Below are 25,190 nucleotides of genomic sequence, written 5' to 3' on the forward strand. Positions count from 1 at the left end.
CTGCTCATCGTCGTCGGTGAGCGGTCGCACGGCGAACGTGTTGGTACGCTTCACGACAACAGATGTTTATAATTTTAGTCTTAAAGTCTTTTCGTATGACACCAGATATTTACATTTCACACACGCTCGGCGGCCGAGTCAAAGATTACGCAGAAGCGAACGATTTGGACCTCTCGGAATCCTATGCAGAGGTTTTAGAAGCGGGACTCGACACGTTGGAGACTCACGACCAGCAGTAACACGGCGTTTTCACCAGAGCTTACGCGATTCACTCCCGCCCTGTCGTCCGAGAGACGGAGTCTCTCGTGATCACGAAAATCTCTGATTTTCGAACGACTCAGTCCTCGGTTCCGACAGAGCGTCGGAAAACTCGTCCTTCGCGGGAAGGGCGGGATTCTCTCGCTGAATCAAGATAGCTACCCGAAAGAATGTTACCGTACCCACACTTCCAGGTCAACCACAAGGTCTATCCGGGAACAGTCGGGACCGACGGCCTCGCCCTCGCGGAGACGATCGAACGGATCGGCGAGGAGACTGACGCTTCCTTCGTGGTGACGCCACAGGTCCCCGACCTTCGACTGATCGCCAGCGAGACTGACCTGCCAGTCTTTGCACCGGCCGTCGATCCCGTCTCCCCTGGACGCGGGATGGGAACACTTCTGCCCGAAGCGCTCGCAGAAGCGGGGGCGGCCGGGGCCGTTATCAATCACGCCGAGAACCGCGACACGGTGGCGGACATCGAGACGAAGATCGGCCGCTGTCGAAAGGTCGGTCTGGACGCGATCGTCTGCGTCGATAGCGTCGAGACGGGACGAGCAGTCGCCGCTCTCGAACCGGATCAGTTGCTCTTCGAGCGTCCGGAGGATATCTCGACCGATCGGGCGATCACCCGGACCCATCCGGAACGCATCGATCGGTTTCTCGACATGCGGGACGACGTGGCCCCCGACACGAGAGTCCGCGTCGGTGGTGGCATATCGACGGCCGAAGACGTCCGGAGGGCCTTCGAACTCGGAGCGGACGCGACCGGCGCGGCGTCGGCGATCGCCACGGTCGACGATCAGGAGAGACTCCTCCGTGAGATCGGTGAGGTCGTCGAATCGGTAAAGTAGATCCTGCAGAGCGACGCGAGCGGTCACGTTAAGGTCCAGGGGAGCAAATCTCCACGTGAACGATGACTGTCCCAACAACGACGCTTCCCAGTGACGACGAACTGCCAGTCGTCGGCAAAGGCACCTACGAACTCGAAGGTGAGACGGTCCAGGAACCGGTCGAGATGGCACTCGACGTCGGGTACACCCACATCGACACTGCCGAAGGGTACATGAACGAGCCGTCGCTCGGCGAGGTACTGGCCGATCACGATCGCGACGAACTGTTTCTGACATCGAAGGTCCTGGCCAAGCACCTCAATTACGAGTCGGTGATCGAAGCCGCAAAGACGACGCTCGAAGACCTACAGACGGACTATCTCGATCTCTATCTGATCCACTGGCCCAACCCCGCGATCTCGGTGCGTGAAACGATGGACGCGATGGCGACGCTCGAAGAGCAGGAACTGGTCCGGAACGTCGGCGTCTCGAACTTCGATCTGTACCAGCTCAGCGCTGCCCAACACGTCACCGACGTCCCGATCGCCGTCAACCAGATCGAGTTCCACCCCTACCTTCAGCGTCCGGAACTCGTCGAGTACTGCCAGGAGAACGATATCGTCGTCGAAGCCGCGGCCCCGCTGGCACGCACTGAAGTGCTCGATGACCCCGTGATCGAAGAGCTTGCGGAGGAATACGACCGTACGCCCGCCCAGATCGTCCTCCGGTGGGCCGTCGAGAAGGACGTCGTCGTCCTGCCGCGCTCGACCTCCCGGAAACACATCGAGCAGAACTTCGACCTCTTTGACTTCGAACTCGAAGCGGACGATCACGCGCGCATCGACGATCTGGATCGCGACGAGCCGGTCTACGACGATCGCGCCCGATCGTGGGACGACGACGTCTGGGGTATGGCAGAGTAACCGGTCCACCGACAGGAGCCTACTCGTAGAGTACGTCGACGCCAGTGAACTCGAACCGTGCGCCGCCGTTCTCGCTTTCCCCAAGAGAGACCGTCCAGTCGTGAGCGTCTGCGATCGCCTCGACGATCGCGAGCCCGAACCCAGTGCCGTCCTCGGCTGTGGAGTGACCTGGTTCGAAGATCGCCTCGCGGTCGTCCGCGGGGATACCCGGTCCGTCGTCTTCGACGTAGAACCCGTTTTCGAGCGCACCTACCCTGACAGCGACGTCCTCACCGGCATGTGTCACTGCATTCGCGAAGAGGTTCGCGAGCAGTTGTCTCAATCGTCCCGGATCAGTGTCGATCGTCCGGTCGGTCTCGACGGAAAGGGTCGCCTTGGCCGTCATCACCGTTTGCCAGCTATCCGCGGCCGCGTCGGCGAGCCCGACGGGTTCCGTCTCGATAGTCGCCATCCCCTCGACTGTGAGCGTCCGGATGTCCTCTATCAGCGAGAGGCTTCGCTCGATGGCTGTCGATGCGTGTGCGAGATGACCGCTGTCACACTCCTCCGCGGCGAGTTCGAGTCGGCTGCTCGCGACGTTCAAGGGGTTCCGGAGATCGTGACTGACGACGCCTGCGAACTGATCGAGGCGATCGTTTTGCTGTTTCAGGCGCTGTTCGTTGTGAATCCGATCGGTGACGTCCCGGTAGAGCCAGAGATTGGCCTCGCCGTCGGGCAGCGTGTAAGGCACGTAATCGCGTTCGAGTACGCGTCCGTCTGCGAGTTCAAGTCGCTCGTTTTTGACGGGTTCACGCGCATCGATCCGCTCGTCGACTCCGTCGATGAACCCCTCGGGATCGGCGAAGTAATCCTTGAAATTCTCGGCGGCCAGCGTACAGTCCTGACCGATCAACGCGTCGGTCGAATACGGGGCATCGAAGAGCGAGAGCAATCGCTCGTTGACCATCAGGACATCGCGGTCGGCGTCCTCGACGAGGACGGCCATCGGCAGATTCTCGACGATCGTCCGCAGGACCGTATTGGCCTGGTCGCGTTCCCGCTCGCGCTCCTTGCGGTCGGTGACGTCGACGTTGATCGCCACGAACCGCTCGACCGTTCCCTCCTCGTCCGTGACAGGGGTGATCGTCTGCTCGACGACGTAGTGTTCGCCGTCGCTGTCCTCGTTGACGAGTTCGCCAACCCACGTCTCGCCGTCGAGGATCGTCTCCCAGAGGTCCACGTAAAACGCCTCGTCGTGTTCACCCGAGTTGAGGATCGACGCGTCCTGACCGATCGCTTCCCCGGCGGTATAGCCGGACTGGCGTTCGAACGCAGGGTTGACGTACTCGATCACCCCGTCGGGGTCCGTCCAGTAGACCGCGTGGCCGGCGTATTCGACCGCCTGACGGTACGCCCGGAGTTCGCGTTCCCGGGTCGTCCGGTCGGTGACGTCAGTGTACCATACGTAGTTGCCGTCGGGCGATCCGTCGTCCAGCCCGTAGGGGATAATATGGATGATAAACTCCCGGATCCCGTCGGACGTCAGTCGCTCGACGTCGGCGGTAATGGCCTCCCCTTTTGCGGTCCGTTCGCGGAACTCGGCGTGTTCGTCCTCGTACTCCTCGGGCACGAGGACGTCCATGACGGCTTCGCCGACGACGACGTCCCGATCGAACCCGAAGACCGTCTCGAAGGCCTCGTTGACGTCAGTGATGTGTTGTCCGCCGTCCTCGCCCAGGGGACTGGAGGCCGCGACTGGCGTCGGCGCGTTCACGAACAGCGCCTCCCGGCGATCACGCTCCTCGCGGCGCTGTTCGTCGATGGCAAACGAGTGTAGGGCGTGGCCAACGTCGGCTCCAAGTTCCGACAGCAGACCGCACTCGTCCTCGTCGAAGGGGTGGGGATCGTCCGCGTACAGTGTGAGGACGCCGTAGAGTGTCTCCTCGTGAGCGAGCGGGACAGCCGCGATAGACTGGAATCCGCGGGCGATCGCCGCGTCGGCCCATCGATCGAGTTCGGCGTCCGCTGCGATGTTCTCCGTGACTGCGACGCGTCGTTCGCGGATCGCAGTCCCGGCTGGTCCCTGTCCAGTCGGGCTGTCCTCAGCCGTGACCGTGATCTCATCGAGATAGTCGTCGCCCGCCCCGGCCGTCGTTCGGGGCCGGAGACGATCCGTGTCCGGGTCGACGGCCCCGATCCACGCGAACCCGTAGCGGTCGGTGTCGACGATCCGTTCGCAGACGCTGGATTCCGCCTCTTCACGGCAGTCTGCCCGTACGAGTGCCTGGTTGACGTCGCTGGCAAGCGTCCGGATCCGGTCGAGTTTGACCGCCCGTCTCTCCGAACGATACTGGGCGACAGCGTTGTGGATCCGGTTTTTGAGCAGGTCGTATTGCTCGGTTCCGCCGCCCTTCTGGAGGTAGTCGGTCGCCCCGGCGGTGATGGCCTCGCTTGCCACCTCTTCGCTTCCCCTCCCAGTGTAGAGGATAAACGGGAGGTCGGGATAGTCCGCCCGGACCGCCTCGAGGAACTCGATGCCGTCCATCCCCGACATCGCGTAATCCGAGACGACACAGTCGAATCGTCCTTCCGCGAGTCCGGCAAGCCCTTCCTCGGCGTCCGTCGCCGTCTCGACGGTGATGTCATCGTCCCGTTCGAGCATGTCAGCCACGAGTGCGGCCAGATCCGGCTCGTCGTCGACGTGTAAGACGGCGATTTCGACCGGTTCGTTCGTCATCTATTTTATATCTATTGACAGGCGAGGATCAAAAACCTGTGGTGACGATTCTCAGAACAGATACTCGCGACGAACGGTGACGAAAAGCGACGAGAGGCTTACTTCAGCGCGGGACTCTCGCGGTCGCCCCAGTCGTCGAGGAAGGCTTCGAGCCCGCTGTCGGTGCGCGGGTGGTCGAACATCGAATCGGCGACAGCCGGCGGCAGGGTCGCGATATCGGCACCCGCCTTGGCGACCTCCTGGACGTGGTAGGGATGGCGGATCGACGCCGCGAGAATGTCCGTCTCGAAGTCGTAGTTGTCGTAGACTTCGCGGATATCCTCGATGAGGCCGACGCCGTCGTGGCCGTTGTCGTCGAGCCGGCCGATAAACGGCGAGACCATCGTCGCGCCGTTCTTGGCGGCGATCAGGGCCTGGTTGACCGAGAACACCAGCGTGATGTTGGTCTGGACGCCCTCGTCGGTGAGCGTCTGCAGGGCCTTCATGCCGTCGCGAGTCATCGGCAATTTGACGGCGATGTTGTCGCCCCAGGTGTCGTACTCGCGGGCCTCTTCGAGCATGCCCTCGTAGTCGGTGGCGATGACCTCGACGCTGATGGGGCCGTCGACGAACTCGTCCAGTTCGTCGATGATATCACGATACTCCCGGTCAGTCGAAGAGACCAGCGACGGGTTCGTGGTGACCCCGTCGACCAGTCCCAGTTCGTCCGCTTCTCGTACCTCCTCGACGAACGCTGAGTCGATATATGTGCGCATGATCAGTTGTGTTAGTGGACTTACTCCAATAGCCCTTTCGCCGTCTCGGCGATGTCCTCGCCGGTGAAGCCGTAGTACTCGTAGAGGTCGAGTCCGTTTCCGGAGGTGCCGAACTCGTCTTCGATGCCGACGCGCTTCATCGGTGTGGGGCGCTGTTCGGCGAGTACCTCGGCGACGGCGCTACCCAGGCCGCCGTAGATGTTGTGGTCCTCGGCGGTGAGGATCGCGCCGGTCTGCTCGGCGGACTCGACGACCAGTTCCTCGTCGAGGGGCTTGATCGTCGACATGTTCACGACGCGGGCGTCGATGCCGTCCTCGGCCAGGACCTCGGCGGCTTCCTGGACGACGTGGACCATCGCGCCGTGGGCCATCAGCGTCACGTCAGACCCGTCACGAAGGATCTCGCCCTCGCCGATCGTCGGCTCGTACTCGTCCTCGTCGTGGATGACGGGGACGGATTCCCGGATCAGTCGGAGATAGGCGGGATCGTCGTCGTCCGCCAGCGCGGTGACCAGGGCGTTGGCCTCGACGGCGTCGGCCGGCGAGATGACGCGCAGGTTCGGCAGGCCGCGATAGGCAGAGATGTCCTCGATGGTCTGGGCGCTCGGGCCGTCCTCGCCCGTGATGACGCCGGCGTGGCTGCCGACGACGGTCACGTTGCGCTTCGGGCGGGCGATCTGCTGGCGCACCTGCTCGAAGCCACGCTCGGAGAAGATGGCGAACGTGTTGGCAAAGACCGGTCGGCCGGTCTCGGCGATGCCGGCCGCCGTCGCGAACAGATCCTGCTCGGAGATGCCCACGTTGATCCAGCGCTCGGGGTACTCGTCGCGGAACCAGCCGCCCCGGGTGGATTTGGCCAGGTCGGCGTCCATGACGATGAAGTCCTCGCGTTCCTCAGCCTCGCGCAGCAATCCGTTCCCGAAGCCGTTCCGGGTCGATATCTTCTCGCTCATTTGGTCGTCACCTCCGCGGTCGCGGGGTCGAAGCCAAGTTCCTCGAGGGCCTCGTCGAACTCCTCGTCGGTCAACGCGCCGGCGTGATAGCCGTTGGGTTGGGCCTCCATGAAGTCTATCGGGTGACCCTTGACGGTGTTGGCGATCAGTAGCCGCGGGCCGTCGGTGGCGTTGATCTCCTCGAAGGCGTCGGCGATCTCCCCGAAGTCGTGGCCGTCGACCTCCCAGACATCCCACCGGAAGGCCTCGAACTTCTCGGCCAGTGGGTCGATCTCCATCGTCTCGGCGACGGGGAGGTCGTTCTGTTTCTTGTTGCGGTCGACGATCGCGACGATGTCCAGCTCCTTCTCGCCGGCCGACATCGCGGCCTCCCAGATGTTGCCTTCCTGGGTCTCGCCGTCGCCCAGAATGGCGTAGACGTCGTACTCGGCGTCGTCGAAATCGGCACCCATCGCCTGACCGTTGGCGTAGGACAGTCCCTGGCCGAGCGATCCAGAGGGGAACTCGACGCCCGGGACCTTCGGTGAGGAGTGACCCGGGAGTGCCCCGCCGAGGCGACGGAACTCCTCGTTGGGATCAACGTCGATGAAGTCGTACCGTTCTAGCAGTGCATACAGCACCGGACAGGCGTGCCCTTTGCTGTAGATGAGCCGGTCACGATCCGGATCGTCGGGATTCTCGGGGTCGACGTTCAGTTCCTCGTTGTACAACCAGAGCAGATACTCCACGGCAGACAGCGAGCCGCCCGGATGGCCCGACTGTGCCGCGTAGACCATCTCGACGATGTCCCTGCGGACCTCCTGTGCCGTCTGGCGATACGCTTCGATTCGCTCGTCCAGATCGCCGTCTGGCGCTCGATTACCAGGCAAGTTTTTCACCCACGAAAGATTCCCCTTCTCGCGAGTAAAAAGCTTCCCATTTCGCACGATTCACGAACTGAGAAGGCGGTATAGCCCAAATATCGGGAAGAAATTGAACGTCTGGCGGGGAACGACGCAGGCGCGGAATAAATGATTGAACGTGATTGTCCCGGACGAGGAACACGATTCTGCCGGGACACTCATCGGATTCGACGGACAAACTAGGTGACGCCCGTGGTCCGTCGAACGCCGGGAATCAGTCGGACGGTTCGCCAGAGCGGCCCGGACGCACAGATATCAGGCGAATTCTTTCCGGTAGCTGCGGAACTCCGCGAGGTGGGCCTGTTCGTCGGCCAGCAGTTCGGTCGCGAGGTCTTCCGTAACGGGATCCTCGGCGGCCTCGGCCGCGTCGATCAGAGCTTCGTAGGTCGCGACGGCGTCCTCCTCGGCCTCGATGACGCCCTCGACGACCGCGAGCACGTCGCTCCCCTCGGCGGGCGGCTGCAGCGACTCCTGGTTGACCTCGAAGTCGGCAGAGGCCGGAGGAACCTCGCCGTAGAAGCGCAGCCGATAGCCCAGTTCCTCGGCGTGATGGAGTTCCTCCTCGACGTCCTCTTTGAGTGATTCGGCGACAGTCTCGCCCAGCACGGTCTCTAAGTAGATCGCGTTGGCGAGGTAGTTCATCGCGGTCTCCACTTCGTCTAAATAGGCCTGCTCGAGCAGGTCGACGATGTCCTCGGACATGCGTTCTGTAGTTCCACCCGCCGAACATAAAGGATCACAGCCCGGTCCCAGCGACTGGGAACGATTCGGGAGGGCGACGAAGACGTTCGGCCACTCGCCTCACCCACAGCGCGTTGATAGTCGCTGGTGTCCCTGACTCGTCGCGAAGGCGAAGACGTTCGGCCACTGACGTCGTCGGCGACGCGCGTACACGTCAGGGTACGACGGCGATCAGCGCCGAGAGGGTGATCGCCGAGGCGACCGTGGTAAGAAAGACGTTCACCGAGGCCAGCCGTCGATCCCCGCCCATTTCGGTAACGTAGACGAACGTCGAGACAGCCGCCGGCGCCCCGAACATGACGACAGCCGTCCGGAGTGTCCATGGATCAGCGCCGAGACCGGCGAAGACGAGCCAGGCGACGGCCGGCATGACCAGCAGTTTCAACACCAGGACGGTACCGACGATCGACCGGTCGAAGTCGATCGACTCGAGTTCGATCGACCCGCCGACACAGAGCAACGCAACGGGCAGGGCTGCCTCGGCGATCAGCGCGACGCCGTCGGCGGGTCGCCCTGCCAGCGTGAACGGGATCTGCGAGACCGTCAGTCCAACGAGCAACGCGATCAGGACAGGATTGGTGAGCAGTCGTGTTACCTCCTCGCGGACGTTCGTCCCGCTGCCGGTGATCCGGACGAGGAGTGTGACAGTCAGCGGGATCTGAACGAGCGCGCCGATCCCCAGGACGACACTGCCGATCCCCGCCGCCCGCTCGCCGAGCGCACTCGCCACGACCGGGAGGCCGATATACCCCAGATTCGTATGGTAAGACTGGACCGTGGCCGCGGCCCGTGGCCCGTCTGCGTCGATGCGTCGGTGGACCGCCCACGCGATCGCCGCCATCGCGATCAACATACCGACCACGCCGACCAGCAGTTCCCGCGAGACGATCTCGCCGAGCGGCTGAGCGTGTGTCGAGTCGAACACCAGTACCGGCAGGACCACATAGAAAGCGACGCTGTTGAGCCAGCCGACGCGGGTGGCGTCGAGTACCTCGACCTCCCGGAGTGCGACGCCGACCGCCAGCAAGCCGATCATGACCACCAGCCGAGTCAGTACGTCCATCGTCCACCGCTCGACTGCGCGGCCGTTTGGAGTTTTCCAGTTGTTGCTGCTTTGGGTAGTGTGCTCGAACGACACGGGGACGACGCCGAGATCGATCGGGCCCGCCACCGTCTGGAATCCGTTCGGATCACGTCGGGTCCCAGCGGTCGTAGCAGTCGTGATCGAGGTCGAAGCGTTCGAGAATCTTCCCGACGACGTGATCGACGAAGTCCGCGGGTTCCTGGGGATCGAAGTAGAATCCGAGCACCGGCGCCACGACGTCGACGCCCATGCCTGCGAGTTTCGTGAGGTTCTCCAGGTGGATCTGGCTGAACGGTGTCTCCCGCGGAACGATCACAAGTTGGCGGCGTTCCTTCAGCGTGACGTCGGCGGCCCGGGTCACCAGCGAGTCCGCGCGGCCGGTGGCAACGGCCGCGACGGTGTTCATCGAGGCCGGCACGATCACCATGCCGTCGGTGTCGTACGAGCCTGAGGCGATCGGTGCGCCCACCTCACTCTCGCCGTACAGTTCCGTTGACGCTTGCCGAAGTCGACCCATCGTCGCCTCGCGTGAGCCGGACTCGTGGGCCATCACCGACTCGGCGGCGTCGGTAACCACGGTGTAGACCTCGGCGTGCTCGACGAGTGCTTCGACTGTCCGAACGGCGATCGGGATCCCCGAGGCACCCGTCACGCCGACGACGATCCGTTCCACGGTTACACCCGCCTGATGGTACCCGCGTCGGCGTCGACCGCGACGGTCTCGCCGTCCTCAAGGCTGTCCAGATCAGCCGCGGGCGAATCCACACAGGGTATCTCCCCGAGAATCGCCCCTGTCGCGACGATGGTTTCGGTCTCTTCGTTGACGATCGCTGCGGGCGCACAACCGTTGTTCGCCAGGCCGTAGAGGACGTACGAGCCCACCGTCGATCCCTTCCCGCGCGCGAAGACAAGCACTTTCCCAGTTATGTTTTCGCCCTCCAGGGGATGGCCGTCCTCGATGAACTCGCCGGTGTCGGGTTCGACAGCGCCGTAGAAACTGATCGGCACGGGTGAGCGCAGGACCTCCCCGCGACCCGTGCCCTCGGTGATCGGTTCGGCATCGATCGCTTCCGGGGCCGTCTCGTTGCTCGCTTCCGAAGTCATTACTCAGTCACCTCCGCCAGCAGCGTCTCCTTGTCGTTGAACGCCACGTCCTGGTTACAGAATCCCGGGAGATACGTCGCTGCCTTCGCCGAGTCGGTCGCGCTGGATTCGTAGCCCAGTTCCTCGATCGGCGAGACGACGTTGCAGGTGTCGGCAAGCACTTTCCCGCCGGCCGTTTCGATCGTCTCAGTCAGTCCGTTGCGATCGGCCCAGGTCTTGACCGATGCGCTCGTACAGACCCACAGATCGCTGGTGAGGGCCTTGCCTTCGACGGTCGCCGCCACGTCCTGGATCTCCTCGGGCGAGCAATGCGGACACCCGATGACGACGAGTTCCGGATCGTCGGCGGTGGTGAGTTCCGCGTACTCTTCTTCGAGTTCTCCTTCGCCGAACGTCACCGTCTCGACGTTTTCGGGTGGGTCCATCTCCGTCGTCACATCCTCGACGAAGTGGAGTGCGACCGCGCCGGTCGCAGCCATCGCCGCACCGAGTGATTTCAGGTCGTCCGTTCCGCCCGAATCGATCCCGGCGAAATACGGCTTGCCGTCCTCGACGAGTCGGCCCGTCCAGGAGCCAAGCGCTGCGAAGTCGGCCTGGCTCTCGATGTCGGCTTCGACGTCGATGCGGTAGGTCGGCTGGCGATTCTCCTCGAGATGGAGTCCATACTTCGGCGTCCGGCCGGTGATCGCCGCGGCCAGTGCCGAGGGACCGCCCTCACGGTTGGTCTTTGCGCCGACCACACTGTTGACAAAGGAAACGGCAGAGGATTCCGCCCAGGCGACGTGCTGGCCACGTCGCGGGAGATTCCCCGCGAGATAGGGGGTACAGGTAAAGGATAGGACGATCCCCATCTCCTTGAGCGCGTCTCGAATGCGCTTCTGTTTGTCGGCGAACGCCTCGTCGATTCCGAGTTCCTCCCAGCGCTCGAAGTCCATCCCCGCAGGGTTGGCGAACGTCGGAACCGAGGTCTCGGCGCCTTCCTCGGCGAAGCCTTCTAAGAACTCTACGCCGGGGTCACCGATCGACTTGTAGGAGATGCCCGAGGCCTGGGCGGACTCGATCTCGATCATTTCCTCGGCGCCGTAGATATCACCGAGTTTCACAAGCAGTTCCATCGCCTTCCGGACGGCATCGTTGTCCGATTCGAGTAAGTCTTCCTCGTGCTGTGTCAGGTGCATGGCTGATAGTGATGGTTCTGTGGCAGTCGTTATCGATAGTCTTCGAGGTCGATCTCCTCGGCACCGGGCACGGTCACTTCGGCGAAATCCGCGCGGTCCCGGTCGCCGGGCACAGTTGCGTCGACGATCCACTTCGCGAGCGTCCCGCGATCGTAGTCCTGGGACGGATCCAGGGACGATCCCTTGGCGTTCTCGATGAGGGTGATGTCCTCGTCGGGTTGCATCCGCGTCGCGGTTGCCCACTCGACAGCCGTCGGATCCGCGGGATCGATGTCGCTGTCGACGACGGTAACCTTCTTCATCGACGGGTGACCCGCAAGTGCGGCCATCCCGGCGTTTTTCGGATCCCCCTCCGTCCGCTTGTCGATCTGGACGACGCCGTGGAGCCACGAACACCCCCCGGGCGTCAACACGACGTTCTCGACCGTCGGGACGGTGTTCTCGACGATCCGGTAGATCCTGGGTTCCTGTGGGATCCCCATCAAGTGGGCGTGTTCGGTCCGGCCGGGGACGATGATCCGCGCGTACGGATCAGGACGCATATAGAGCTCCGCGACAGTCACGACTGGTTGCTGTCGCGTGCGATCCCACGTCCGGGAGAGGTCGACGAACGGCCCCTCTTCGCTTCGCTCGTCGGTGATCGTCGCGCGCATGACCATCTCGGCGTCGACGGGCACGGCGATCCCGTCGGCGTCGGCGATAGCCAGGTCGCCGTCGAGCAGCCGATTGGCCAGTGCGAGTTCGCTCTTCTCTGGCGCGAAGGAGGTCGCCGCCGCGAGTTCGACCGCCGGGTGGACGCCCATCACGATCGCCACGTCGAGGCCACCCTCCGTCCGGGTATAGATGTCGTGAAGGTGGCGCTCGACCAGTCGCATGACGACCCGATTGCCTTCGTCGAACATCATCCGATGGAACGAGCAGTTGGTGACGCCAGTCTCGGGGTCCTCGGCGATCACGACCGAGGAGGCGAAGTACTGGCGTTCGTGTTCGTCGTAGAAGATCGGAATCGGAACGTGCTCGTCGATCGTCGGATCGCTCGCGACGTGCTCGAAAGACGGGTCGGCTGTCTCCTCGACGGGTAGCGGATCGTCCATCGCCGACCCCATCGCCTCGACGATCTCGGTGGGTTGGATGCCCAGCGCCCGGCCGATCATCTCCCGGGAACCGAGCGTGTTGGCGACCGCGCGGACGTCAGGATAGCCCTCGACGCGCTCGAAGACTGTCGGCCTGGTCTCGTCCGTTACGGCCAGTGCCGGGAGTTCAAAGCGCGGATCGACGGGTTCTGTGAGCGTTGTCTGCTCCTCTCCGGCCAGAAAGTCTCGTAAACCCATGATAGACGGTCCTTGCACGGCATCCTATTCATGTGCTGGGGTCTGCTCCCGGCAGTTGGGAACGCCCGTCTGGACTGACCCGCGGACTCGCCATCGGCAGATCGGGAATTTAGTAGGGACCGTCTTCGTACCTCCGGACATGACCGAACTACGATACCTGCCCGACGCCGACGACGTGACCGACTTCGAAGCGACTGTCGTCGACGCCACCGAAGAATCGATCGTCCTCGATGAGACGTACTTCTATCCCGAGGGCGGCGGTCAACCGGCCGATCACGGAACTATCGAGTGGGGCGTTGGCTCCGCACCGGTCGTCGACGTTCGGAAAGACCACGGCGAGATCCACCACGAGATTGACGAGGTAGAGGGCGTTCTGCCGGATGAAGGCGACCCTGTCACGGGCCACGTCGATGAGAACCGCCGCCAAGCCCACCGGCGGATGCACACCGCTCAACACGTCCTTTCGCGGGTGGTTCTCGAAGAGTACGACGCGACGACGGCGGGCAACCAGATACACGCCGAGTTTTCGCGGATCGACTTCGAACCCGCCGACTTCGACGACGAGGATCTCGAACTGATCGAGCAACGGACCAACGACGTGATCGAACGCGATCTGGCGGTCACGAAGGACGAACGACCACGCGAGATCGTCGAGGAGAACGTCGCCGAAGGACGGTCGAATCTCGATCTGCTGCCCGATCACGTCGAGGAGTTGCGGGTCGTCGAGATCGGCGGTTTCGACATGTGTCCCTGCGGCGGCACCCACGTCGATCGAACGGGCGAAATCGGCCGAATCGAGATCACGAATCGGCTCTCGAAAGGTGCTGACGTCGAGCGTATCGAGTTCGAGTTGCGTGAGGAGTCAACTGCCCCGCGCACGGTGGGCGGGGCTTGTCAGTGAACTCGGCCTCTCCCGACCATGGTTAGTCGGACGGGACAAAGCCCCGATTCGGCGTTCACGAGAGCGAAGCTCTCGTGCAGCCCATCAGGTTTCTACGAAACCTGAGGACGTCACGGTTCCTGACTTCAGGGCGAGTTGACTGTCACCCGTCCGCCGCGACGACTGTAGGCCGCGACGGACGTACCGCCACCCAACATTCTTCGAACCCACGTAATCCGCATTCTGAGTTACTCCGCACGACTCACACTCGAATTCCGCCTGTCGCACTCGGTTGCCCTTGCTCGTGTGCCCACATTCGGGACAGCGCCGACTCGTGTTCTTCGGGTCTACAAACTCGACGCTAATCCCCTCGGCGTCAGCCTTGTACTCCACGAGGTCAACGAGCTGTCGGTGGGCCCACTGGTGGAACTCTTTGACGGGCGGCGCACGCTCTCGGATGTGCTGTAGATTCTCGAATGCGATGTACTCGCAGTCGTGAGTACGTGCGTCTTCGAGAATCTGGTTCGCAACTTGATGGAGTTGGTCACGAAGATACCGTGATTCTCTCCCACTCATCTGCTGAATCGTCCGATGGGCGGATTGTGTCCCAGTCTGCTGGAGATTACCGCGAATCCGCTCGAACTCTCGATGCTGGTGTCGAAGTTCTCTGCCGGAGGCGAAGTACGCTGTCGAGGTGGTGGCGATGTTGACGATGCCGAGGTCAACGCCGAGAACTGTCCTGTCCTCGTCGTCATCCTGTATTTCGACCTGTTTTTCGGGTTTGTCTTTGCGAAACCCGAGGTGCAGGTAGTATTCGTCATCACGCTTTGACAGCGTAGACTCTGTTACTTCCCACTCCTCATCGGTGAGGTATTCGTGTTGATACCCGTCTTCTTCGTTGGGGAGGTTCAGGTCACACCGAATCCGACCCTTGACAGTGGCAAGCGAAACAGACCCGTCCTCGAACAGTATCATCGTCCGGGTGTCGTATTTCACCGTGTTGCTGGTAAATTCAGGTCGGGACGTTTTGTCGTGTTCATCAAGCTCTTCGATTGCTTCGACACCATCGAGTGCGGCTGCGGCTTGGTGGGTGGCGAGAATTACGTGCTGACTCCCGAGACGTGTTTCCTCCAACACTGTGTCGTAGGCGAGGTCTTGGAGGTAGGTTTTCCGCGTCTCACCTGCATCCCATCCGATGCGACTGCTGATGTTGCAGGCAGTTTTCCACTCGCTGATGGTGGCGTCGAGCAAGTCCTGTTGCTCGTCGGTGAGGATGGGGCGGGTGATCGCAGTGCGTCTCAGGTAGTCGTCTGCCACTATTTTCAATAGAAGGTAGAGTTAGTTAATAGCCCGTGGTTTGTGGTAGCAAGTGTCGGCTTCAACCCCGCCCACGGTGTTGACGCAAATCGAAGATTTGCGAAAGCCGAAAACCGGAGGTTTTCGGAAGGGCGGGGAATCCGCCTCGCTACCTGGTTTGAACAGAGCGATCCTGGTAAGCACGAGTGTTTCAGCAAGCACATCGTGAATTAACTGTTCAGTAGATGGGCGAACTGACCGACGGCATTCGCACGAACTACCGGGTTCTTCGAACCACTCGTTCGCGCGATTCGCCGCGCTCGAAGCGCTCGGCCTTTTTCATCGACGCTTTTCGAGAAGTGGCTCCAGCGGCGAACGAAGCGAGTGAGGAAACCCGACGATGAAAAAGGTCGCTGTATTACCCGTAACCGAGCAAGATGGGGCAACTTCTCATCACAGGCCCGTTAGACCCACTATAGTCTCAGTTTCTCCCGGCTCAGGATAGATGAGATTGGTGTGCTCAATGCAGATGAGTCAGAGGACGATACATTCACCAACGGAGACACTTTTGTCCTTACGGCAGGTGTTCGGACTGAAATTCCTGTCCGTACTGTTTGAGCACGCGCAGGGTCGGACGAGCGGCGATCCGGCGAGCGATCGATGTCTCCGGCGGCGAGATTCCAGCTATCTGGGTGGCCCACCCGGTCGTGTCTTGGAGTCGGTCACGGGCGTCTTCGGCAGCCGTGATGACTGATACGGATTATTGTCGTGATGTACCGGTATCCGTCGACCCCCGGGTCGGCGTCATCCGGGAATAATCTACAATAATCCGTATAACTCCGGACGCATGGGGCTTTGCGAAGCTTCACGCACAGATTCGCTACAAAGCCGCCGAGAAGGGGTTCCTGTCGAGACGGTGAATCCCGGCTCAATCCAGGTGCCGAAACCATCTTGCGATCCGTCGGAAAGATAACGCTCTTAAACACTGATCGACAACTCTTCTGTGCAGTCCCGTGGTGTAGTGGCCAATCATAGAGGCCTTTGGACGAGATCTGATACGTCAGATTCCGGAAGAAAGCCTCTGACGGCGGTTCGAATCCGCCCGGGACTATATTTCAGTATTGTTTCAATCGGAATAAACTGGATAGAGGCTTGCCGTCACGGTCCGGACTGAAGCCCCATCACAGAGCAATCCTTCACCCGAGCGGGTCGCCATAGCATGATGTATCTGAACGGACAAGGACGGACCAGGACGTTAGAGTCGGGTGAATCGACTTACGCGACCGAACGGGAGCGGTACACACGGTCGAACGTTGGCGTTTAGTCGGCCATCACGTCGACGTCACTCCAGGGTCGGAGCCAGGCCGTCGTCATCTGTCGGTAGGTATCCCAGAAATCCGTCCAGAGTTCGACTTCTGGCGTCTCTCTCGGCGGAGTTCCGTACGTACCACGGGAACTACTCGCCGAGATGGGCGACGGCAAACGTGACTCCTCCAGCGACCGCGTCGGCCGGACAGACACCGCGTGACCACACTCTGGACACTGGTACCAGACCGACCGCGAACCGCGCCGCTCGTGGAGGACCCAGTCGCCCTCGACGTGGCTGTCGTGACCGCAGTTGGCACAGAACAACACGGACTTCCGTCTCGGCGATCCGCAGTTGCTGTCCGATACCGTACTAGAGGGGGCCATCTTCTTCTGACAGTTGGTGACTGACGGATAAAAAGGTTAGTATAAATTATTTATTTTTCCAAACGGCGGAAAGAAGGACTTTGAAAGGATATTACCGACAGTACTGCTTCATTAATATTTATCTACTGTCACGACTTCGCCCCGCTCGGCACTCTCATAGAGGGCATCGATAACGGCCATGTTCCGGAGAGACTCCACGTCGTCGATCCGGGGGCGTTCTCCAGCTTCGACGGCGTCGGCGAAGTGTTCGACTTCCCGCTGGTACGGGTCGACCGGATCGAACTCCTCGGTCGTCCGTCGGCCGTCGACCTCGTACTCGATGGAGACAGTCTGGTCGGGAGCGGCTCCGAAGACGTTCTCTGCTTCGAGCCACCCGTCAACGGCCTCGACCCGATAAGCCTCGGCCTCGGGAGTATCGAACCCGGAGTGGATCCGTGCCGTCGCGCCCGACTCGAACTCCAGAACGCCGGTCAATTGCGTGTCGACGCCGCTGTCACGGGTGTCGGCACTCCGGGCGTACACCCGCTCGGGTTCGCCGAGGAACAACCGCATCGCGCTGACCGTATAACAACCGAGATCCATCAGGGAACCGCCGGCGAGGTCGGGATCGAGGCGGATATCTTCGAGGTCGTCGAGCCGGAAGGTAAACGCCGAAGAGCCCGTACGGACCTCCCCGAGTTCTTCGTCGACGACTTCGGCTGCCCGTTCCGTCCGTGGGTGGAAGCGGTACATGAACGCTTCCATCAGCGTCACGTCCCTCTCGGCACAGTATTCGAACATCTCACGGGCCTCGTCAGCGTCGACTGCGATCGGTTTCTCACAGAGGATGTCCAACCCGGCGTCGGCTATCCGTTTCGTCCACTCGGCATGGAGACCGTTCGGGAGGGGATTGTAGACGGCGTCGATCGGAGCCTCCTCGAACATGGCCTCGTAACTACCGTAGGCGTTGGGGATGTCGAGTTCGCCCGCGACGTTCGCGGCGCGATCGCCGTCCCGTGAGGCGATTGCCGTTACTTCGTGGGAACTCCGTTCGATCGCCGGCACGAGCGCGTTGCGGGCGATGTCGGCCGTGCTGATAATGCCAAATCGCATGCATTCAACTGCGTCCGGTTCCCTCTTGAAAACCCGGGTTCACCGGCCGTCGGGTGAGGACTTCATCTTCATCCTGGATGTGACGACGAAACGAACGAAAGGTCGGGTGAAAATGGGCCCAACGAGCGAACGCGAGTCGACGAACCGACGACCGACGAGCCGGCGGGCACGAGTGCCCGATCAGAGGTATGCGGCGTCCCACCGGGTCGGTTTGCGCCGGTTCCCGCAGTCAGTGCATTCGATACGACCCATTGCATCCATCGCGTTGGCGAGCTGTCCGCAGTTGTCACAGTAGTACCCGTAGCGGTTCTCCCGGTCGGGATCGGTGTAGACGATGTGGAACGGGGCCTCCGATCCGCCTTCGGATTCGTCGTGGTCGACGTAGACAGTCTGTTCGCCGGATTCGAGCGGTTCCAGACCGGTAGGCTCGGCGACGTAACGATACTCGACGTGCGTGCGACCGCCGATCTCGATCTCGGTCCGGCCGACGCGTTCGAAGCCCTGTGACTCGAAGAAGTCGGTGCCGTCCTGATTGTTCGCGAGGACCCGTCCCTGGACCGTCGTCGCACCCGATTCACGGAGGCGATCGATCGTCTCCTCGAACAGTGCCGTCCCGATCCCCTCGCCGCGGTATTCGGGGTCGATGTGCAACCAAAGCAGGAGGGCGTCCCGACCTTCGTCCGCCTCGTCGGTAACCCACGGCCGGTCGGCCGTCAGCGTGCTCTCGGAGAACCCGACAATCTGTCCGTCGGATTCGGCGACCAGTAGTTTTCGATCGGCAGACCCAAGACTGCTGTCGAGCGGTTCCTCCCCGTACCACTCCTCGACCCCACTGGTGATCGTCTGCGGACTCAGCGAGTACGACGACTGGAGGGACCGCCTGGCAACGTCCCGGATCGCCGGTTTGTCACTCAGTGTCGCGGTTCGTATCTCCATGGTACCCATTGTGGGATCGGCCCTCTTAAGCGAACCGGCGCATCGACCCCCGACACGCAGCGGCCATCGTGGTTGCGACGGCGTCGTGATGGAAGTGCTGATCAGTGACGGAGGCACGGTGGCTCTCGGAGGGGTTAGCCGGGTTTGGCGGCTCCTGTCGGTGTCGTAACGCTAAAGAGCCGAACCCACCATTTATTAGCCAAGATGAGTACTACGCGAAGCCGCCGGAGGTGGTTCTGTGGGTGTTGAGATCCGGGAGTCACCCGTCTCGGACGACGATGTCGAGGAGATGAAGCGGTTCGTCCACGACTATCTCGAAGCAAGCGTCGAGAACGAACAGGCGGGCGGTCGGATGCGGTGGTACCCCTGGCATTCCGCGGAGTACCGGTACAACCACATCCTCAATGTGGTCGAGCTGGCGGCCGATATCGCGCGCACGGAGGGCGCAGACTTGCAGGTCACCCGCGTCGCAGCCCTCTTTCACGATATCGCGAAACTCGAGGCCGAACAGGACGAACACGCCGAGGCGGGAGCCCGCATCGCCAAGGAGTTCCTGACGACCCACGGGGACTATCCGGAATCCTTCGTCGAACAGGTCGTCGAGGCCATCCGCGAGCACTCCTATCAGGGCGACTTAACGGACCTGCCCCTGGAGACTCGCTGTCTCATCGAGGCGGACGTCCTCGACAAGGTCGGCGCCAATGGCGTCGCCCTCCTGTTGTTACGGATGGGATACGAATCCCGCGACCACACGGACGCCGCCGAGATGGTCGAACGGGTCGTCGAGCGCGGCGAGGACGCCCGCGAACGCATCGAGAGTGACGCCGCCGAGAGTCACCTCCACCGTCGGCTCAAGCGGGTCCGCTGGTTCAAAGAGTGGCTGGAGAGCGAAGTCGCCGCCATCGAACCCGGCGCGGATCCGGAAGAGTGAGTCGGGCGGCCCGGATCGTCACAATATGTCGAACGTGGCGAGGGCGTCCGACAGGAAGAGCACGCCGAAAGCCGCAAGGAAGACTGCGCTGAGCGCCGCCACGACGGGCGCGAAGCGATCGATTCGACGGCCAGCCCCGACGAGCGTCGCCGGGAAGCCGACGATCCAGAGGACGATGCCGCCGAACAGCCCGACGATCAGTGCGGGGTCCCCGGTGTGGACGACCAGCACACCCGCGAGCGTGTCGCCGACGTAAGGAGTATGTGAGAAGACGTCGACAGTGCCGGGCGTCAACAGCCCGACACCGACGGTCACCCAGAAGACGATCTGATACGGGTTGGTGAGTGCCAGCAGGAACGCTCGCCTGAAGCCGCGTGCGTCCGAACCGGGTGCCCCGTCGTCGAAGTCGGTGAAGGTTTGGTCGAGTTCCCGGACGGCGTCGACGGCGAAGTAAAGCATCAGGAGGCCACCGACGGCGACCATCGCACCCTGCAGATAGGTTACCTCGCGGACGATCGAAACGACCCCTAGCGCGGCCAGCGCGAAGAACGTCGCGTCGGCAACCATGGCGCCACAGCCGGCGATGACGCCTGGCCGGAACCCACGGACGACACTCTCCTCGGCGATGACTGCGTTCATCGGACCCGGCGGGGCCGCAAGCGCCAGTCCGAAGACCATCCCGGCCAGCCCGGTCGCGACGGTTTCTGGGACTGCCATCACCCGACAGTAGTCCGGATTCGCCGAAAAGGGTATCGAGTTGTGGCACCATCCCAGTCTGTCGATCGCTCGATTCTGCTCGGAGGAGGCGTCCTCGCTACTGGTACATCCCGACCGGTTCGGCCTTCGAACTCTCCTCGCTGGCCTGTTGCATCTGCCGGGCGAGTTTCTTCCTGGCCGTCCGGATCTCCTCGGCCTGTTCGAGAAGCGTCTCGGTCTCGACGTCGATCCCGGCGATCCGTTCGATCCCTTCCTCGAGAAGGATTCTCGCGGCCGCGGGATCGGGGAACTGCGAGGAGGCCTCGACGATCAAACCCAGACCGTCCAGGTCGCGACGGCTGGCTTCGTACATGAGCGCACCGGTCGGCCCGCTGATCGCCCCACGCTCGACCGGCGGGGGGACATCGTGGATCGACAGGAGTTCCGCCGCTTCGCCTGTCCCAACGCCGTACAGTGCCCGTTCCCCATCCGGGTCGGTCGGGATTCCGCTGAGGTAGAGGGGCAACGCGCTGACCTCCTCGAGCCAGCCGGTCACACAACCGGCGAACTCCCCGGCTGCCTGTGGCGAGACCGGGACGTCGCTCTGGAGAACCAACAGGTCCCGATCCACGTCGGCGTAGATCCGCACGGCACCGGTGATCGCTCTGTCGTCCTCGTGATAGACGGCGACCTCCGGCAGCCCATCGCAGTGACAGGTCGCGTAGTGGGCCATGTCGAAGGTCTCGATGATATGATCGGCGGCGATCTTCCCGACGAGGCCGATGCCGGGGAACCCCTCGACGAGGACCGGTTCATCGAGATCGAGGTCATCGTGGACGGCGACGTGTGCCATGCGTGAACATGGCCTGCTAGAACCAAAAACGTGCCGGGCGGGCCCACCATCCCGACGGTATTCACAATCATCCGTTCGGACCAGTTTGCCCCCGGCCATCCGATCGCCCGTTCGAAACCGTCAAACCGGATCCATGCCAAGCGCCCCCGATGGAAGTACTGCGGCGTTACGAGCCCATCGTCGAGGACTTCGAGGCCTTCCGGGCAGCCTGTGAGCGTTCGCTCCCGTCGGTCGTCAGGGTGAACACGCTGAAGACGACGGTCGAACGGGCGCGGGAAGCACTCGCCGAGGAGGACATCAGCCACGAACCAACAGGCTGGCACGACGGGGTGCTCAAACTCCCGGAAGGCGATCCCGGATCGAACTGGCCGTACATCCAGGGGTGGCTCCACGGCCAGGAGGAGGTCTCGGCGCTCCCACCGTTAGTGCTCGATCCGCAACCCGGCGAGCGCGTCTGGGATGCCGCCGCGGCACCGGGGAGCAAGACCACGCAACTCGCCGCGCTGATGGACGACGAAGGCCTGCTCGTGGCGACCGACAACAACCTCGGGCGGCTCTCGGCGCTCCGATCGAACGCCGAGCGCCTGGGCGTGACGAACCTCGCGGTCACCAACGAGGACGCCCGCAATCACTCCCTGAAACCGTTCGACGGTAAGTCCTACGACCGGGCGCTTGTGGACGTTCCCTGTTCGTGTGAGGGGACGATCCGGAAGAACCCAGACGCTCTCGAACAGTGGACCTTCGAACACGTCCAGGGGGTCGCTGGCGTCCAGAAGGGGATCCTCCGGCGGGCGATCGAGGCGACCCGCAAGGGTGGGACGGTCGTCTACTCGACGTGTACGTTCGCACCAGAGGAGAACGAGGCCGTCCTGGACTCCGCGCTGGAGAAGCACCCCTGCCGGCTGGTTGAGGTGGAACTGCCGCTGCAATCCCGTCCCGGCGTCACGGAGTGGGAGGACGAATCATTCGATCCGAACGTCCGGAAGGCCCGGCGGATCTACCCACACTTCAACGACACCGGCGGGTTCTTCGTTGCGAAACTGGAGGTAACTGAATGACCGACAGTGATCGAGACGGGGACACGAACGCCCCCGAGAACGATAGCGAGCGGTTCGATCGGCTGCCCGAAACCGAAGCGGAACGCGAGGTCCCGGGACGACCCACTCGCGAAGCCGTCCTCGACTTCTGGGCGGACCGGTTCGGCGTCCCGCCGGAAACGTTCGACGATCACACCTTCTGGGAGCGTGGCTCGGGCAAGATCTGGGCGTTCTGCGGGGACCTCCCGTCACCGGTCGAGATCGAGGCCCTCGGAATGACGTTCCTGCGGACGCGCCAGGAACACTGGAAGCCGACCCTGGAGGCCGTCCAACGGTTCGGCGGTCACGCCGAGAAGAACGTGATTCACCTCTCGCGGGATGAGTCGCGCAGGTTTCTCGCCGGCGAGGACCAGGAACCCGCGTGGGACGGCGACTGGGGATATCTGATCGTCACGCACAATCTCGCTGGCGAGCGCGAACCGCTTGGAGTCGGGTTGTACGTCTACGACGAACTCCGATCACAGGTTCCCAAGGGGCGGCGACGTAACCTCTGACAGGACCCGCAATTCCAGCGTCACTTCGTCCGAACCCATGTCACTGCTTCAATTAATGCGATAATTTATATTCGATGTGAGCGTTCATTCGCAGGATGACGGCGGGAAAACCGGATGTGACAGGATTCGATCGGAAAGCCGTTCTCGGGCTCGTGGTGACGGTCGTGATCGTCGCCATCGGTGTCGCGGGGTTGGGAGGGATAGCGAGTGGGGCCGAGGAACCGCGGGACAGGCTCGGGAACGTGTCGGCACCGGTCGTCGTCTTCGAGGGGGAAGTCCTGAACGTTACCGAGGTCAGACAGTCGGAGTCGGGCGATCCGATCGGTACAGGGTCCGTGAGTTTCGAGGGACTGGCGGGTAACGCCGAGGGAGAGTTCGAGCAAGCAGACGACGCCTCCCGGGTCGACTTCCGAAACTTCCGGACTGGGACATACGATACGAACGGAGACGGGCGGACCGATGTCGTGGTCCGAGCGCCGGTCATCAGGTCGGTGACAGTCCGGACACAGAACGGCGCGAACGTAACGGGCGGACGCATTCCTGCCGACGCGGTCGTCGATATCGCCGCGCAGTTCAACTTCGAGGCGGCCGACCGGATCGAAGTGAGTGTCGAGGATCCGGACGGACTCGACGTGACGCGGGAAGTCCTCGGCTCGGGAACGGCGAGACACCTCACCGACGCCGAGGATAGCGTCCGGGCGAACTTCACGGACCAGCCGGAGGGTGCCTACCGGATCGAGGTCGAGGCGAGCGAACTCGACGCGTCGCGGACAGCGACCGTCGTGATCAGGAGTAGCCGGCCGACGATCGCGCTCGACCGGAGCACCGTCTCGCGTGGCGAGTCGACGATTGCGACCGTGATCGGCGATCCCGGCGAGCGGGTACTGCTCCGGATCAGGAGCGGCGACCTCGACGGCGTCCCAGCGACCGACGAGGGGGCCCACCAGGTGTTCGCCGCGTCGGGCGCAGTCGTCGATCGGATCGGGAGTGACGCCCCCGGCGCGGTCGCCGCAGTCGTCCGTCTCGACGACCGCGGTGAGGGACGTGTTCGCATCCACAGCGACGGGCTCAGATCGGATAACACGGCCCGGATCGAGCTCGTCCAGGGGACCAGCATCCGGGGGACATCGCTGTCCCGGGCCTCGTTGCGCGTCGATCGCCGCGCAGTGAGTGTCACCGAGTACCCTGCCACGGCAATCCTCGGGTCGGAACTGACGCTCACCGGACAGGCGAGGGGTGCGTCGACAGTCACGGCCTACGCGCGGATCGACAACCGATGGGAGCCGCTGTTCCGGGACGGGTCGAGCGATCGGTACGCGAGGGCCGACGTCCGGAGCGACGGTCGCTACACGCTCCGGATCGACACCTCCCGAGTGATCAACGCCAGGGGGACCTACTGGATCGCCGTCGCGGCCGACGCTGGCGAGCAGTACGACCCGGACCAGCGGCTGTCTGCCGCCGAGTTCGCCAGCCTCGATGCCGAATCCGTATCGATCCGGATCGGAAGCGGGGAGCTGAGGGCCAGCCTCTCCCAGCCGGAAGTGGCCTTCGACACTGGCGACGAGGTGACTCTCTCGATCGAGACCGGGACCGATCAGGAGGACATCCACCTCTACGTCGTGACGCCCCGGGGAGCCCTCCAGACTGCGGAGACGGCGGCCGTGCGGGACGGACTGCTCGAACGGGACCTCGGAGACTTCACCACTCGCGGGGAGTACCGGTTCGTGGTCGTCTCCCGCGGCGACGACGGGTCCTTCGAGTCGACGCCGAACTCCGTCCGGACGCACGTAACGGGACGGGAGTCACAGACGCAACTGCTGGCGAAAGTCCGGGACGCCTACACCCGGGCGGGCTCGGACGACCGGCTCCGCGAGTTGCGTCTCGACGTCACGTATCCACGGATCGCGATCGACGCGCCCCCGGCGGACGGGACCGTCGAACCCGGTGACGTAACCGTTTCCGGAACGACCAACCGCCAGGCAGGAACCGACGTGTCCGTCGAGGTTTACCGCGACGGCACCACGGTGACTGCCGAGACGACTCGGATCGGATCGGCCGGCGAGTGGCAGACGACGCTCGATCTCGCAGGCGAGTCGGCGGGGAGCTACACTGTCCGCGTCGAGGTCGACGGAACGACCACCCAGCGACGCTTCTCGATCGATCCGACGACCACCACTACCACCGCGACGGCGACGTCGACCACGGCGACCGCCGAGACGACGACAGATACGACTACCGTGACGACGACAGACGCGGCCGCCGAGACGACGACCGGAGTAACCGAAACCGACGGTCAGGGATTGACGGCCGTGCTGGCGCTGCTCGCAATCGTCGCTGTGGCGGCACTCGCGATCCGTCGCCAGACCTGACGGACCGTTCTAACCGCGTGATCGACAGTCGGACTGTCGCGGACCGAGACGCGATCGAGGCCGTCTGGGAACCGGA

General features: G+C 62.9%; 24 protein-coding genes and 1 tRNA gene. 9 read left to right on the forward strand and 16 right to left on the reverse strand.

Translation table 11 applies throughout. The features are described from left to right. Positions 1-95: 95 nt before the first annotated feature. The 3 genes from E3374_RS17055 to E3374_RS04730 all read left to right on the forward strand — a co-directional run bounded on the left by E3374_RS17055 (position 96) and on the right by E3374_RS04730 (position 2,014). Positions 96-239, forward strand: coding sequence for a hypothetical protein (locus E3374_RS17055; RefSeq protein WP_169051775.1), 144 nt, complete (start codon positions 96-98; stop codon positions 237-239). A 189-nt stretch (positions 240-428) separates the two neighbouring features. After that, positions 429-1,112, forward strand: coding sequence for a triose-phosphate isomerase (locus E3374_RS04725; RefSeq protein ID WP_136687887.1), 684 nt, complete (start codon positions 429-431; stop codon positions 1,110-1,112). Between the two features lie 62 nt (positions 1,113-1,174). Continuing rightward, positions 1,175-2,014: an aldo/keto reductase gene (locus E3374_RS04730; protein WP_136687888.1), complete on the forward strand. Its 840-nt coding sequence runs from the start codon at positions 1,175-1,177 to the stop codon at positions 2,012-2,014. A 19-nt stretch (positions 2,015-2,033) separates the two neighbouring features. On the opposite strand, the gene E3374_RS04735 is transcribed toward E3374_RS04730, so the two are convergent. From E3374_RS04735 to E3374_RS04780, 10 genes are all read right to left on the reverse strand, one after another. Further along, on the reverse strand, positions 2,034-4,730 hold the full coding sequence (locus tag E3374_RS04735; RefSeq protein ID WP_136687889.1) for a PAS domain S-box protein: 2,697 nt from the start codon (positions 4,728-4,730) through the stop codon (positions 2,034-2,036). Between the two features lie 98 nt (positions 4,731-4,828). Then, positions 4,829-5,485 (reverse strand): fructose-6-phosphate aldolase, encoded by a 657-nt coding sequence (fsa, locus tag E3374_RS04740; RefSeq protein ID WP_136687890.1) that lies wholly within the window; start codon positions 5,483-5,485, stop codon positions 4,829-4,831. 20 nt (positions 5,486-5,505) lie between these two features. Then, a complete protein-coding gene (locus E3374_RS04745) occupies positions 5,506-6,438 on the reverse strand; it encodes a transketolase family protein (protein WP_136687891.1) in 933 nt (310 codons plus the stop codon). Beyond that, complete coding sequence (locus E3374_RS04750; RefSeq protein WP_136687892.1) at positions 6,435-7,316, reverse strand: transketolase; 882 nt, start codon at positions 7,314-7,316, stop codon at positions 6,435-6,437. Before E3374_RS04750 ends, E3374_RS04745 begins: the two co-directional genes overlap by 4 nt. Positions 7,317-7,595: 279 nt before the next feature. Next, positions 7,596-8,042 (reverse strand): ferritin-like domain-containing protein, encoded by a 447-nt coding sequence (locus tag E3374_RS04755; protein ID WP_136687893.1) that lies wholly within the window; start codon positions 8,040-8,042, stop codon positions 7,596-7,598. 193 nt (positions 8,043-8,235) lie between these two features. Then, positions 8,236-9,144 carry an AEC family transporter gene (locus E3374_RS04760; RefSeq protein ID WP_136687894.1) on the reverse strand — a complete coding sequence of 303 codons (909 nt, stop codon included), beginning with the start codon at positions 9,142-9,144 and terminating at the stop codon, positions 8,236-8,238. Positions 9,145-9,271: 127 nt separating this feature from the next. Beyond that, positions 9,272-9,838: a UbiX family flavin prenyltransferase gene (locus tag E3374_RS04765; protein WP_136687895.1), complete on the reverse strand. Its 567-nt coding sequence runs from the start codon at positions 9,836-9,838 to the stop codon at positions 9,272-9,274. Between the two features lie 2 nt (positions 9,839-9,840). Further along, positions 9,841-10,269 carry an aconitase X swivel domain-containing protein gene (locus E3374_RS04770; protein ID WP_136687896.1) on the reverse strand — a complete coding sequence of 143 codons (429 nt, stop codon included), beginning with the start codon at positions 10,267-10,269 and terminating at the stop codon, positions 9,841-9,843. Next, the gene (locus tag E3374_RS04775; protein ID WP_136687897.1) at positions 10,269-11,447 is read right to left on the reverse strand and encodes an aconitase X; all 1,179 of its coding nucleotides are present in this window, start codon (positions 11,445-11,447) and stop codon (positions 10,269-10,271) included. The genes E3374_RS04770 and E3374_RS04775 overlap by 1 nt, the downstream gene beginning before the upstream one ends. 29 nt (positions 11,448-11,476) lie before the next feature. Next, a complete protein-coding gene (locus E3374_RS04780) occupies positions 11,477-12,778 on the reverse strand; it encodes a UbiD family decarboxylase (RefSeq protein ID WP_136687898.1) in 1,302 nt (433 codons plus the stop codon). A 139-nt stretch (positions 12,779-12,917) separates the two neighbouring features. Here E3374_RS04780 and E3374_RS04785 point away from each other — a divergent pair, with 139 nt between their 5' ends. Further along, on the forward strand, positions 12,918-13,679 hold the full coding sequence (locus E3374_RS04785; protein ID WP_136687899.1) for an alanyl-tRNA editing protein: 762 nt from the start codon (positions 12,918-12,920) through the stop codon (positions 13,677-13,679). A gap of 84 nt (positions 13,680-13,763) precedes the next feature. Here E3374_RS04785 and E3374_RS04790 read toward each other — a convergent pair whose 3' ends face one another. After that, positions 13,764-14,975, reverse strand: a complete 1,212-nt coding sequence (locus E3374_RS04790; RefSeq protein WP_136687900.1) for an RNA-guided endonuclease InsQ/TnpB family protein — start codon at positions 14,973-14,975, stop codon at positions 13,764-13,766. A 986-nt stretch (positions 14,976-15,961) separates the two neighbouring features. On the opposite strand from E3374_RS04790, the gene E3374_RS04800 reads away from it, so the two are divergent. Next, positions 15,962-16,065: transfer RNA gene (locus E3374_RS04800), tRNA-Gln, on the forward strand. A 209-nt stretch (positions 16,066-16,274) separates the two neighbouring features. On the opposite strand, the gene E3374_RS04805 is transcribed toward E3374_RS04800, so the two are convergent. The 3 genes from E3374_RS04805 to E3374_RS04815 all read right to left on the reverse strand — a co-directional run bounded on the left by E3374_RS04805 (position 16,275) and on the right by E3374_RS04815 (position 18,674). Further along, entirely contained in the window at positions 16,275-16,646 is a 372-nt protein-coding gene (locus E3374_RS04805) for a hypothetical protein (protein WP_136687901.1), read from the reverse strand. A 111-nt stretch (positions 16,647-16,757) separates the two neighbouring features. Then, positions 16,758-17,738 carry a Gfo/Idh/MocA family protein gene (locus tag E3374_RS04810; RefSeq protein ID WP_136687902.1) on the reverse strand — a complete coding sequence of 327 codons (981 nt, stop codon included), beginning with the start codon at positions 17,736-17,738 and terminating at the stop codon, positions 16,758-16,760. Between the two features lie 180 nt (positions 17,739-17,918). Next, on the reverse strand, positions 17,919-18,674 hold the full coding sequence (locus tag E3374_RS04815; protein WP_136687903.1) for a GNAT family N-acetyltransferase: 756 nt from the start codon (positions 18,672-18,674) through the stop codon (positions 17,919-17,921). A 238-nt stretch (positions 18,675-18,912) separates the two neighbouring features. On the opposite strand from E3374_RS04815, the gene E3374_RS04820 reads away from it, so the two are divergent. Beyond that, positions 18,913-19,605, forward strand: a complete 693-nt coding sequence (locus E3374_RS04820) for an HD domain-containing protein (protein ID WP_136687904.1) — start codon at positions 18,913-18,915, stop codon at positions 19,603-19,605. Between the two features lie 18 nt (positions 19,606-19,623). On the opposite strand, the gene E3374_RS04825 is transcribed toward E3374_RS04820, so the two are convergent. Then, a complete protein-coding gene (locus E3374_RS04825) occupies positions 19,624-20,322 on the reverse strand; it encodes a LysE family translocator (RefSeq protein ID WP_211194916.1) in 699 nt (232 codons plus the stop codon). A 97-nt stretch (positions 20,323-20,419) separates the two neighbouring features. Continuing rightward, on the reverse strand, positions 20,420-21,154 hold the full coding sequence (locus E3374_RS04830; RefSeq protein ID WP_136687905.1) for a proteasome assembly chaperone family protein: 735 nt from the start codon (positions 21,152-21,154) through the stop codon (positions 20,420-20,422). A 149-nt stretch (positions 21,155-21,303) separates the two neighbouring features. On the opposite strand from E3374_RS04830, the gene E3374_RS04835 reads away from it, so the two are divergent. The 3 genes from E3374_RS04835 to E3374_RS04845 all read left to right on the forward strand — a co-directional run bounded on the left by E3374_RS04835 (position 21,304) and on the right by E3374_RS04845 (position 25,114). Then, positions 21,304-22,212: an RsmB/NOP family class I SAM-dependent RNA methyltransferase gene (locus tag E3374_RS04835; RefSeq protein WP_136687906.1), complete on the forward strand. Its 909-nt coding sequence runs from the start codon at positions 21,304-21,306 to the stop codon at positions 22,210-22,212. Beyond that, positions 22,209-22,745, forward strand: coding sequence for a DUF7122 family protein (locus E3374_RS04840; RefSeq protein WP_136687907.1), 537 nt, complete (start codon positions 22,209-22,211; stop codon positions 22,743-22,745). The genes E3374_RS04835 and E3374_RS04840 overlap by 4 nt, the downstream gene beginning before the upstream one ends. Positions 22,746-22,861: 116 nt before the next feature. Then, positions 22,862-25,114 carry a hypothetical protein gene (locus E3374_RS04845; RefSeq protein ID WP_136687908.1) on the forward strand — a complete coding sequence of 751 codons (2,253 nt, stop codon included), beginning with the start codon at positions 22,862-22,864 and terminating at the stop codon, positions 25,112-25,114. The last annotated feature ends 76 nt before the right edge of the window (positions 25,115-25,190 follow it).

Origin of the sequence: Halorhabdus amylolytica (assembly GCF_004944975.1) — an archaeon.
Taxonomy (GTDB): domain Archaea; phylum Halobacteriota; class Halobacteria; order Halobacteriales; family Haloarculaceae; genus Halorhabdus; species Halorhabdus amylolytica.

Coding starts and splice junctions, on each gene's coding strand:
- fsa (WP_136687890.1), bottom strand. CDS start 5,485: ATGCGCACATATATCGACTCAGCGTTCGTCGAGGAGGTACGAGAAGCG.
- E3374_RS04755 (WP_136687893.1), bottom strand. CDS start 8,042: ATGTCCGAGGACATCGTCGACCTGCTCGAGCAGGCCTATTTAGACGAA.
- E3374_RS04780 (WP_136687898.1), bottom strand. CDS start 12,778: ATGGGTTTACGAGACTTTCTGGCCGGAGAGGAGCAGACAACGCTCACA.
- E3374_RS04730 (WP_136687888.1), top strand. CDS start 1,175: ATGACTGTCCCAACAACGACGCTTCCCAGTGACGACGAACTGCCAGTC.
- E3374_RS04810 (WP_136687902.1), bottom strand. CDS start 17,738: ATGCGATTTGGCATTATCAGCACGGCCGACATCGCCCGCAACGCGCTC.
- E3374_RS04760 (WP_136687894.1), bottom strand. CDS start 9,144: ATGGACGTACTGACTCGGCTGGTGGTCATGATCGGCTTGCTGGCGGTC.
- E3374_RS04770 (WP_136687896.1), bottom strand. CDS start 10,269: ATGACTTCGGAAGCGAGCAACGAGACGGCCCCGGAAGCGATCGATGCC.
- E3374_RS04785 (WP_136687899.1), top strand. CDS start 12,918: ATGACCGAACTACGATACCTGCCCGACGCCGACGACGTGACCGACTTC.
- E3374_RS04725 (WP_136687887.1), top strand. CDS start 429: ATGTTACCGTACCCACACTTCCAGGTCAACCACAAGGTCTATCCGGGA.
- E3374_RS04825 (WP_211194916.1), bottom strand. CDS start 20,322: ATGGCAGTCCCAGAAACCGTCGCGACCGGGCTGGCCGGGATGGTCTTC.
- E3374_RS17055 (WP_169051775.1), top strand. CDS start 96: ATGACACCAGATATTTACATTTCACACACGCTCGGCGGCCGAGTCAAA.
- E3374_RS04745 (WP_136687891.1), bottom strand. CDS start 6,438: ATGAGCGAGAAGATATCGACCCGGAACGGCTTCGGGAACGGATTGCTG.
- E3374_RS04805 (WP_136687901.1), bottom strand. CDS start 16,646: ATGGCCCCCTCTAGTACGGTATCGGACAGCAACTGCGGATCGCCGAGA.
- E3374_RS04775 (WP_136687897.1), bottom strand. CDS start 11,447: ATGCACCTGACACAGCACGAGGAAGACTTACTCGAATCGGACAACGAT.
- E3374_RS04840 (WP_136687907.1), top strand. CDS start 22,209: ATGACCGACAGTGATCGAGACGGGGACACGAACGCCCCCGAGAACGAT.
- E3374_RS04815 (WP_136687903.1), bottom strand. CDS start 18,674: ATGGAGATACGAACCGCGACACTGAGTGACAAACCGGCGATCCGGGAC.
- E3374_RS04735 (WP_136687889.1), bottom strand. CDS start 4,730: ATGACGAACGAACCGGTCGAAATCGCCGTCTTACACGTCGACGACGAG.
- E3374_RS04835 (WP_136687906.1), top strand. CDS start 21,304: ATGGAAGTACTGCGGCGTTACGAGCCCATCGTCGAGGACTTCGAGGCC.
- E3374_RS04830 (WP_136687905.1), bottom strand. CDS start 21,154: ATGGCACACGTCGCCGTCCACGATGACCTCGATCTCGATGAACCGGTC.